At 72.9% G+C, this 9,914-nt stretch carries 7 protein-coding genes; 2 read left to right on the top strand and 5 right to left on the bottom strand.

Annotation, left to right across the window (positions count from 1 at the left end; genetic code table 11):
• Window positions 1-48 precede the first annotated feature (48 nt).
• Together ACZ4Z4_RS22985 and ACZ4Z4_RS22990 are read left to right on the top strand one after the other, a co-directional pair.
• On the top strand, window positions 49-1,596 hold the full coding sequence (locus ACZ4Z4_RS22985; RefSeq protein ID WP_468330140.1) for an alpha/beta hydrolase: 1,548 nt from the start codon (window positions 49-51) through the stop codon (window positions 1,594-1,596).
• A 95-nt stretch (window positions 1,597-1,691) separates the two neighbouring features.
• A complete protein-coding gene (locus tag ACZ4Z4_RS22990; protein ID WP_468330143.1) occupies window positions 1,692-3,272 on the top strand; it encodes an alpha/beta hydrolase in 1,581 nt (526 codons plus the stop codon).
• A 66-nt stretch (window positions 3,273-3,338) separates the two neighbouring features.
• Here the strand turns inward: ACZ4Z4_RS22990 and moeZ are convergent, their stop codons facing one another.
• From moeZ to ACZ4Z4_RS23015, 5 genes are all read right to left on the bottom strand, one after another.
• Window positions 3,339-4,517: an adenylyltransferase/sulfurtransferase MoeZ gene (moeZ, locus tag ACZ4Z4_RS22995; protein WP_468330146.1), complete on the bottom strand. Its 1,179-nt coding sequence runs from the start codon at window positions 4,515-4,517 to the stop codon at window positions 3,339-3,341.
• A 63-nt stretch (window positions 4,518-4,580) separates the two neighbouring features.
• Entirely contained in the window at window positions 4,581-5,330 is a 750-nt protein-coding gene (locus ACZ4Z4_RS23000; RefSeq protein ID WP_468330149.1) for a spherulation-specific family 4 protein, read from the bottom strand.
• The gene (locus ACZ4Z4_RS23005) at window positions 5,318-6,277 is read right to left on the bottom strand and encodes an NAD-dependent epimerase/dehydratase family protein (RefSeq protein ID WP_468330152.1); all 960 of its coding nucleotides are present in this window, start codon (window positions 6,275-6,277) and stop codon (window positions 5,318-5,320) included. Before ACZ4Z4_RS23005 ends, ACZ4Z4_RS23000 begins: the two co-directional genes overlap by 13 nt.
• A 178-nt stretch (window positions 6,278-6,455) precedes the next feature.
• Complete coding sequence (locus ACZ4Z4_RS23010) at window positions 6,456-7,856, bottom strand: hypothetical protein (protein ID WP_468330155.1); 1,401 nt, start codon at window positions 7,854-7,856, stop codon at window positions 6,456-6,458.
• Window positions 7,853-9,751 carry a DUF3492 domain-containing protein gene (locus tag ACZ4Z4_RS23015; protein ID WP_468330158.1) on the bottom strand — a complete coding sequence of 633 codons (1,899 nt, stop codon included), beginning with the start codon at window positions 9,749-9,751 and terminating at the stop codon, window positions 7,853-7,855. The genes ACZ4Z4_RS23010 and ACZ4Z4_RS23015 overlap by 4 nt, the downstream gene beginning before the upstream one ends.
• Window positions 9,752-9,914 lie beyond the last annotated feature (163 nt).

Consider the following 9,914-nt stretch of genomic DNA (forward strand, 5'->3'; position numbering starts at 1 on the left):
CGGCCCGCGCCCCGAGCGTCCCGCCGGGTCCCCCTTCAGGATGAGCACATGCCCACACAGTCCCAGCCGCGCGCCACCGCTCTGGCCGCCGCCACCCTGCTTCTGTCCGCCACGCTCGCGGCGTGCGGCGGCGGCGATTCCAAGGACGAGGACCTGTCGGCTCAGAAGCTGAGCTGGAAGGACTGCCCCGCGCCCGCCGCCTCCGAGGGCGGCGGTGACGCCCCGTCGCCGCTGCCGGGCGGCGCCAAGTGGCAGTGCGCCACCATGAAGGCGCCTCTCGACTGGGCGAAGCCCAAGGGCGACACGATCGACATCGCGCTGATCAAGGCGGCGACGAGCGGCGACAAGGGGGACCGCATCGGGTCCCTCGTCTTCAACTTCGGTGGCCCCGGCGGCTCGGGCATCACCACGCTGCCCGCCTTCGGCGAGGACTACGCCAAGCTGCGCACCCGCTACGACCTGGTGAGTTTCGACCCGCGCGGCGTCGGCCGCAGCGCGGGCATCGAGTGCAAGGACGACGACGCGCTCGACGCGTACTTCCAGCAGGACTCCACGCCGGACGACGACGCCGAGAAGAAGAAGCTCGTCGACAGCGTGAAGGACTTCAACAACGGCTGCGAGAAGAACGCCGGCAAGACGCTCCCGCACGTCCGCACCATCGACGCGGCCCGCGACATGGACTTGATGCGCCAGGTGCTCGGCGACGACAAGCTGCACTACTTCGGCATCTCGTACGGCACCGAACTCGGCGGCGTCTACGCACACTTGTTCCCGAAGAAGGTGGGCCGGGCCGTCTTCGACGCGGTCGTCGACCCCACGCAGGACGCCGAACAGGGCTCGCTCGGGCAGGCCGAGGGTTTCCAGCTGGCGCTCGACAACTTCGCGAAGGACTGCACGTCCCAGGAGGCGGACTGCCCCGTCGGGGACACGGAGAAGGACGTCAAGGAGCGGATCGCGAAGCTCCTGAAGGACCTGGACAGCAAGCCGATCTCCGGCCTGCCGCCCCGCGAACTGACGCAGGCCGCCGCGATGAACGGCATCGCACAGGCCCTGTACTCCAAAGATTTTTGGCCATACCTCACCCAGGGCCTCGAAGAGGCCTACGAGGGCGACGGCAAGATCCTGATGGCACTCTCCGACTCGATGAACGGGCGGAGCGAGGACGGCGAGTACAACAACATCCAGTCCGCCAACGTCGCCATCAACTGCGCGGACGACAAGGCGCGTTACAGCACGGAGTACGTCGAGAAGAAGCTGCCCGAGTTCCGCAAGGCCTCACCGCTGTTCGGCGACTATCTGGCGTGGGGCATGGTCGGATGCACCGACTGGGCGGTCGAGGGCCAGGCCGACCACCCCGACGTGAGCGCGCAGGGCGCCCCGCCCGTCGTCGTCATCGGCAACACCGGCGACCCGGCCACGCCGTACGAGGGCGCCCGCAAGATGGCGCGGGCGCTCGGCGAGGGCGTCGGCGTCGAGCTGACGTACAAGGGCCAGGGGCACGGGGCGTACGACAGCAAGAACAAGTGCGTGCGGGACGCCGTGGACGGCTATCTGCTGAAGGGGACGGTTCCGAAGGCGGGAACGGTCTGCTCCTGAGCGCTCGGGAGCACGCAGCGGGCGGGCCCGCCGAGCGTTGGCACAGGCCCCGCCTACTATGGCCTGAACTGTCTTCCAAGGGGGGAAGCGCTTCTATGCAGCGTTTTGTACGGTCCGCGGCCCTGGCCGCCGCGGGAGTGCTGGTGGCGGGCCTGGCCGCCGGCTGTGGCTCGTCCGACGACGGCGAGGACGGCGGGGACCGGAGCGACGGAAAGGGCCCCTCGGCGACCGCTCCCGAGCCGCGGCCGAAGCCGGATCCCTCCTCCACCCTGCCCGCCTCGCTGACCTCCCAGAAGCTGGACTGGCGCCGCTGCGAGGCGCCCGAGGGAGGCAGCGCCCCGGGAGCCGAGTGGCAGTGCTCGACGCTCAAGGTCCCCTTGGACTACGGCAAGCCGGACGGCGAGACGATAGGCATCGCCCTGATCCGCGCCAGGAGCACGGGCAAGGGCGACCGCATCGGCTCCCTCCTCTTCAACTTCGGTGGGCCCGGCGGGTCGGGTGTCTCCGGCCTCCCCTCCTTCGCGGACTCGTACGACGCGCTGCGCGAGCGGTACGACCTGGTGAGCTTCGACCCGCGCGGCGTCGCGGCCAGCGAGGGCGTGCGCTGCCGCGACGACAGGGCGACGCAGGCCGCCGAGAAGAAGGTCGACCTCACACCGGACACCCCGGCCGAGGAGAAGGCCTACTTCAAGGACGCGGCGGACTTCGGCGCGGGCTGCGCGCGGGGCTCGAAGAAGCTCATCGAGCACATCTCGACGGAGGACGCGGCCCGTGACATGGACGTCATGCGCCAGGTCCTCGGCGACGAGAAGCTGCACTACTTCGGCGTCTCGTACGGCACGGAACTCGGCGGCGTCTACGCCCACTTGTTCCCGAAGAAGGTGGGCCGCGCCGTCTTCGACGCGGTCGTCGACCCGAGCGCGGACTCGATCGGCCACGCGGAGAACCAGGCGAGGGGCTTCCAGCGCGCCCTCGACAACTACTTCACGTCCCGCGGCCAGGACCCGAAGGCGGGCTCCGCGAAGATAGAGAAGCTGTTCGACCGCCTGGACGCCGAGCCGATGCGCGCCTCGGGCGACCGGAAGCTCACCGAGTCGCTCGCGCACACCGGCATCCTGGTCACCCTCTACAGCAAGCAGACCTGGCCCGCGCTCACCCGCGGTCTGGAGGACGCCGAGAAGGGCGACGGCTCGGCACTGCTCCAGCTCGCCGACGCGTACAACGAACGCGACGCCTCGGGCCGCTACAGCACGCAGGGCCACTCCCAGCGGGCTATCTCCTGCCTGGACGCCAAGGCGCGGACCACTCCGGCGGAGGCGAAGAAGCGCCTGGACCGGTTCCGCGGGATATCGCCGGTCTTCGGGGAGTTCCTTGGCTGGGACACGGCGGGCTGGTGCCACGAGTGGCCGGTGGCCGGGCTGCACGACTCCCCCGAGGTGAGCGCGCCCGGCGCCGCCCCGATCCTCGTCGTCGGCAACACCGGCGACCCCGCGACGCCCTACGAGGGCGCCCGCAAGATGGCGGACGAGCTCGGCAAGGGCGTCGGCGTCCACCTGACCTGGAAGGGCGAGGGCCACGGGGCGTACGGCAACGGCAGCGACTGCGTGGACGGCGCGATCGACACGTATCTGCTGGACGGCAGGGCCCCGAAGGACGGCAAGGTCTGCGCGTCCTGAGAGCCGGACACGCGGACGGGCCCGCACCTGCGAAGGTGCGGGCCCGTCTCCGTCCAGGCGCTGCGCCTAGTAGACCGGCTTCTCCGGCTCGATCTGGTTGACCCAGCCGATGACACCGCCGCCGAGGTGCACCGCGTCCGCGAAGCCCGCGGACTTCAGGACCGCGAGGACTTCCGCACTGCGGACACCCGTCTTGCAATGCAGGACGATTTTCTTGTCCTGCGGGAGGTCCTGGAGGGCGGTGCCCATCAGGAACTCGTTCTTCGGGATCAGCTTGGCGCCGGGGATCGAGACGATCTCGTACTCGTTCTGCTCGCGGACGTCGATGATCTCGATCTTCTCGTCCGCGTCGATCCACTCCTTGAGCTGCTTGGGAGTGATCGTCGAACCGGCCGCCGCCTCCTGGGCCTCCTCGGACACGACGCCGCAGAAGGCCTCGTAGTCGATGAGCTCGGTGACGGTGGGGTTCTCGCCGCAGACCGCGCAGTCGGGGTCCTTGCGGACCTTGACCTGGCGGTACTGCATCTCCAGGGCGTCGTAGATCATCAGGCGGCCGACGAGCGGCTCGCCGATGCCCGCGAGGAGCTTGATGGCCTCGTTGACCTGGATGGAGCCGATCGACGCGCACAGCACGCCGAGCACGCCGCCCTCGGCGCAGGAGGGGACCATGCCGGGCGGCGGGGGCTCCGGGTAGAGGCAGCGGTAGCACGGACCGTGCTCGCTCCAGAAGACGGAGGCCTGGCCGTCGAAGCGGTAGATGGAGCCCCACACGTACGGCTTGTTGAGGAGCACGCACGCGTCGTTGACCAGGTAACGCGTGGCGAAGTTGTCCGTGCCGTCGACGATCAGGTCGTACTGGCCGAAGATGTCCATCACGTTGTCGGCCTCGAGCCGCTCTTCGTGCAGGACCACGTTCACGTACGGGTTGATGCCGAGGACCGAGTCCTTGGCGGACTCCGCCTTGGAGCGGCCGATGTCCGCCTGGCTGTGGATGATCTGGCGCTGGAGGTTGGACTCGTCGACCTCGTCGAACTCGACGATGCCGAGCGTGCCGACACCGGCCGCGGCCAGGTACATCAGCGCCGGCGACCCGAGGCCACCGGCGCCGACACACAGCACCTTGGCGTTCTTCAGCCGCTTCTGCCCGTCCATCCCGACGTCGGGGATGATCAGGTGGCGGGAGTACCTGCGAACCTCATCGACGGTGAGCTCGGATGCGGGCTCGACCAGGGGTGGCAGCGACACGGGGACTCCGTTGGTCGGTAATGCGGAACGGTTGTTCTGCAAGTAACACTGCCACGCCCTTCTTCATTCCGAGACACCTGTTCCGATACGCGAGACGATTTCGTCCCAGTAACCGGGCATGGACTCCCAGGGGTCGCCCGGACCGCCGCCGTCCACGCGGTCCGTGAAGTAGATCGTCGAGGCGCCCTGCCAGCGTGCGATGCGCAGCGCCTCGTCGAGGTGGCCGCGCGGCATGCCGTGCACGAAGTGGCAGAAGTGCTCGGGCGGGTAGTCGGCGGTCCACTCGGCCACCTGTGACCAGCGGTAGTCGCTCCACGGGCCGGAGAAGGTCACCAACTGGTCGCCCGTCTCGGCGTATCCGGGGTACGGATGGGTGCCGTGGCCGAGCACGATGTGCGCGTCGTCGATCAGGGCTCGCAGGGTCGCGACCGTCCTGCGCACCTCCGGGAGCGCGGCCCGTTCCGTCGGGCAGCGGTCCAGGGAGAAGCCGTCGACCTGGTACCAGTCGAGGTAGCGGTGCGCGTCGGAGACCAGCTCTCCGAAGCAGCGGGCGCCGTACGTCGTGTCGAGGTGCCCGAGCACCCGGACGCCCGCGTTCCGCAGCCGGCCCGCCGCCTCCAGGCAGTGCGGGTCGGGCCGCTCGCCCGGACCGTTCGCCACATTGAGGACGACCCACTTCAAAGGGGTGCCCGGCCGGGTGATCCTGGACCATTCGCCGGGGGCGACGAGCGGGTGGGCGAGGCCGGGAATGCCGAAGCCGACGCGTACCTCGGTGCTCGCGGTGTTCCTGGTGGTTCTGGTCAGATGCGGCATGCGGCCTCCATCCAGATGTCGGCGAGTGACTCTTCGAGGTTGATGCGGGGCCGCCAGCCGAGCCGGTCGCGCGCGGTGCGCACGTCGGCCTGCTGCCAGCTGCCGCAGCCGTCCGGGTAGGGGTACGCGGCAGCGGCCGGCAGCCCGTGCTCGGATTCGCCGCGGGGGTGCCCGATGGATGTCCGCATGGGCACTTGGTCGAGCTCGTGCAGCGTTCCGCCGTATCCGGCGACGCGGGCCAGCACGGCGGCGGCGTCCCGCAGGCGCACGGCCCGGCCCGCGCCGATGTTCACGACGCCCTGCGCGGCGGAGAGCGAGGCGGCGTGCACGGCGCGCGCCACGTCGCGTACGTCGACGAAGTCCCGCTGCACGCCGAGCCCGCCGAGCTTGAGCTCGCCGTCCCCCGCCTGCATGGCGCGCCGCATGGCCTCCGCGAGCCGCCCGAGGGGCGATCCGGCGGGCGTGCCGGGCCCGGCGGGCGAGAAGACCCGCAGGACGACGGCGTCGAGCCCGGAGCCGAGGACCAGCTCGGTGGCGGCCAGCTTGCTGACGCCGTAGGGCCCGCCGGGCCGCGGCACCGCGTCCTCGGCCGTCGAGGAGCCCGGCTGGCTCGGCCCGTACTCCGCGCCGCAGCCCAGCTGCACGAGGCGCGCCCCGCAGCCGCTGCGCCGCAGGGCCTCGCAGATGGTGGCGACGGCGACGGTGTTGTGCCGGGTCAGGTCGCGGGCGCCGCCCCTGGTCGCGCCGGCGCAGTTGATGACGACGCCCGGGTGCACGGCGTCCAGGAAGCGCGTGAGCGCGCCGGGGCTTCCGCTGGCGAGGTCGAACCGTACGTCCGAGTCGTCGCCGCGGCCGAGTGCGGTGAGCTGCACCGCCGGGTCGGCGAGCAGCCGGTCGGCGACGAACCGGCCGAGGTATCCGTTGGCTCCGATCAGCAGCACCCTCATCGGGCGCCTCCCTGGGTGGCCGCTCGGTGGCGGAGACGGCTGCGGGTGGTCATCTGTCTTTCTCCTTCGGGAGGGTTGCCGTGGTGCACGGGGTCGGGCCCGCGGTGTCGGCCCCGCGGGAGAGTGGTCTCGGTGGTCTTGGTGGTCTCGCCGGCCGTGCCGGTCTGTGGGTGGTGGCTCACGGCGCGGCACGGGAGCCGGCGTGCGCGGAGGCCAGGGTCAGGGTCCTGGCCGCGTGGGCCAGGAGGACGAGGGCGGCGGCACCGCAGGCGGCGGCCGGTACGACGCCGGGGCCCCACGCGTCGACGGCGCCCGTGACCGGCAGGGCCAACGCGTCGCAGCCGGGCAGCCGGCCCGCGAACACCAGGGCCAAGGCGGCCGCTTCGAAGGTGCCTGCGGCGCCGAGCAGCAGGGCGGGGGCGCGGCTGAAGCCGTGGACGCCGAGCAGCCGCGCGAGCAGCAGGAGCGCTCCGAGGGCGGCGGCCCCGACGAAGGCGGGCACCCCGCCGCCCGGGCCGGCGCTCAGGCCGGCGCTCAAGCCGGCGCTCGGGCCGGTGCCCTGGTCGGTGCCTGCGCCGGCCGCGCCGCCGAGCAGCGCGTGTGCCAGCGCGAGCAGCGCCACGAGCGCCCCCTGGAAGAGGGCGAACACGCCGCACAGCAGCGGCCGCACGGAGGCGGCGAAGTCGTCGAGCCCGCGGCTGGCGGCGAGCCGTGCCGCGGCCCGTACCGCGAAGAGGCGGGCGCACCAGATCGCGGGCGCGACGGCCAGGGCGAGACCGAGGAGCGCGGCGAACGCCGGGTCCCAGAGGTCACCGGGCCCGCCCGGTCCGCCCGATCCACCCGGTCCGCCCTGCCCACTTGGTCCGCCCGCCACGACACCCGCGAGCAGCCCGTCGCCGAGCAGGGCGTACGCGAGGAGCCAGCACATCCACGCGCGCGTGGCCCGCGGTTGGCGGACGACGGTCCGCAACGGCCCGTGCCGCAGGGCGATGTGCAGGGCCACGCCCACGGCGAGCGCCCCGAGGGGCGCGATCACATACCGCGCGCTCCCCTCACCGATGCCCCCGATGCCGAGCGCGGCCACGGATGCCGCGCATACGGCGCCGGGCAGCAAGGCGAACAGGGCCCAGCCGCGCGGCACTTCGGGCGCCCGGTGCGCGCGGCCGCCCGCACCCGCGCCCTCGCTGGTCGTGCCCTCGCTCTCCGCGTGCGGAACGCGCGCGTACATCTCCTCGGCCAGCGCGAACACGTCGCGGTGCCGGAAGCGGGCGGCCGCGCGGTCGGTGATGCCGTGCTCCTCCAGGCCCGCCGCGATCTCCAGCGGGTCGACGGCGCGCTCGCACAGCTCGCGGTGGCGGTGCATGAGGGCCTTCACGGGGTCGGCGGTGGCGCGGCTGCCGTGGCTGCCGTGTCCACCCCTGCGTCCGCCCTTGCCGCGCGCGTCCCAGCCGCTGTCGCCGTCATCGCAGGTGGCGCCCCCGGCGTCGCTGTCGCTCAGGCCCACGCCGTCTCGTCGCTGCGCGCGACTCGGCTGCATACGGCTCGGCTGGACGCGACTCATACGGGTCGTACGGCTCATACGGCGGCCTCCCTCAACTCCGCGCCCGGCGCGGCGCCTTCCGGCGTGTCCCCTTCCGGCGCGGCCTCTTCCGGCACGGCCCAGCTCGGTACACCGCCGCCCTCGGCCCCCGGCTCCGCACCGGCCGTCCGGCCCGCCGCGACCGCCCACCGCCCCGGGAGATACGCCTCCGCCGGGTTCGCGAACGGCACCGGCTCGCCCGCCTCGTCCACCGCGTCCCTGCGCACCGGGCAGTGCGAGACGATCTCCAGGTAAATGCTTCGGAGCGCCGCGACGTTCTGCTCGACGGTGAAGAGTTCGAGGGCCCGCGCCCGCGCCGCCGCGCCCAGGCGCGCACGGCGCTCGGGGTCGCGCAGCAGCGTCACGCACGCCGCCGCGAGCGCCCGCGGATCGCGCGGCGGTACGACGAGTCCCGTGCCGCCGATGACCTCGGCCACCGCGCCGACGTCCGTCGAGACGGTCGCGCGCCCGCAGAGCATCGCCTCGACCAGGCCGTCCGGGAAGCCCTCGAAGACGCTCGACAGGACGACGACGCCCGCGGAGGCGTACGCGTCGGTGAGTCCGGACGCCTGCTCGAAGGAGACGGGGTTCTCCCCCGCGGAGTGCGCGCCCGGCGCCTCGTCGGGGAAGAGCTCGGCGGCGAGGGCCCGGCAGTGTGCGTCGTACGCCTGGGCCTCGGGCCCTTCCGCGGGGGCGCCGACGATCCGCAGGCGCACCCCGGGCACCTCCTCGCGGATCTCCCGGAAGGCGTGGAGCAGTGAGACCAGGTCCTTGGCGGGCTCGATGCGGCCGGCCCACAGCAGCGTGCCGGGGCCGGCGGCGCAGTCGTCATAGCCGCCCTCTCCGATCTCCGAGAAGGGGGCGGCCTCCGTGCCGGGGTAGACGGTGCGCAGCTTGGCGCGGTCGGCGCCGCGGCGCTCCTGCCAGCGCCGGGCGTGGCCGTCGCCGGGGGTGACGAGCGTGGCCCCGCGGTACACCTCGGCGGCGAGGAGGCCGTGGAAGGAGGCGAGCAGCGCGCGGGCCGGCGCGCTGAGCTCCGCGTCGCCCGCGGCGAGGTGGCGCGCCCGGGGCCGCGCGCCGTACTCGGTGACGAGTAACGGCACGCCGGCGAAGTGCCCGGCCAGCAGTCCCGGCAGCGCCGCGGTGCCGCCGGACGTCGCGTGGCAGAGGTCGACGGCACCGAGGCCGTCGGCCCCGTACCAGTCGAGGGAGAGCGGCCGCAGGGCGCGCTCGATCAGGCCCGCGACGGTGAGCAGGTCGGGCAGCCGTGCGGCGTGGGCGGCGCGCAGCGCGCCGGGCGCGCGGCACGCGCTCTCCAGCGCGCGGACGGCGGTTTCGGAACGCAGCGCGCCGGCCAGTCCGCCCTGGTCACGGGCGAGTTCGGCGAGCCCGTACAGAGCGTTGCCGAAACGGTCCGCCATATCACCGCGCCCACCTCCGGGGCTGCCCGCCACATCGTTGCGCCGGTCTCCCGGACCCTCGGCCATACCGCCGCGCCCGCCCCCCGAGCCGCCCGCCGCATCACCGCACCCGCCTCCCGAGCCCCCCACCGCATGGCCGGAGCTCCCCGCCCCGCCCTGCCCGCCCAGACACACCGCCCCCACCAGCTCCCCGAAGCACTCGGCGAACCTGCGCCGTGCGCGCCGTCCGCGACCGCCGCGGGGCCCCGCGGCACGGAGCGCCTCGTCGTCGACGGTCCACAGCGGCGCCGTGCGCACCCGGGCGACGTGCGGCGGGAGTTCGACCAGACCCCGCGCCTCCTGCCGCTCGCCGCGGCTGAGCGCGTAGATGTCGAACTCGTGCTGTCCGAGCCCACGGACGAGCCGGTCGCACCAGAGCCCCGCCTCACCGCTCACATACGGATAGCCACCCTCCGTAAGCAGTCCGACGCGCACGAGCGCACCCCCGATCTCCCGTTCGGTGAGCCGCCGTTGGGCCGGCGGCTAGCAGCGGGACGAACGTATGCGGTCATGCAGGTGGCGGGGGGGGGGGGGGGGGGGTGTGCCACCCGAAAGAGGGGAAGGGGGGGAATTTTTTGTTACGGGGGGGGTTTTTTCG

The organism is Streptomyces sp. NPDC030245 (assembly GCF_055572995.1).

What these genes read in the sequence shown, in the direction of transcription:
- ACZ4Z4_RS22985 (WP_468330140.1), top strand. Translation starts at nt 49, where the DNA reads ATGCCCACACAGTCCCAGCCGCGCGCCACCGCTCTGGCCGCCGCCACC.
- ACZ4Z4_RS22990 (WP_468330143.1), top strand. Translation starts at nt 1,692, where the DNA reads ATGCAGCGTTTTGTACGGTCCGCGGCCCTGGCCGCCGCGGGAGTGCTG.
- ACZ4Z4_RS23000 (WP_468330149.1), bottom strand. Translation starts at nt 5,330, where the DNA reads ATGCCGCATCTGACCAGAACCACCAGGAACACCGCGAGCACCGAGGTA.
- ACZ4Z4_RS23005 (WP_468330152.1), bottom strand. Translation starts at nt 6,277, where the DNA reads ATGAGGGTGCTGCTGATCGGAGCCAACGGATACCTCGGCCGGTTCGTC.
- ACZ4Z4_RS23010 (WP_468330155.1), bottom strand. Translation starts at nt 7,856, where the DNA reads ATGAGCCGTACGACCCGTATGAGTCGCGTCCAGCCGAGCCGTATGCAG.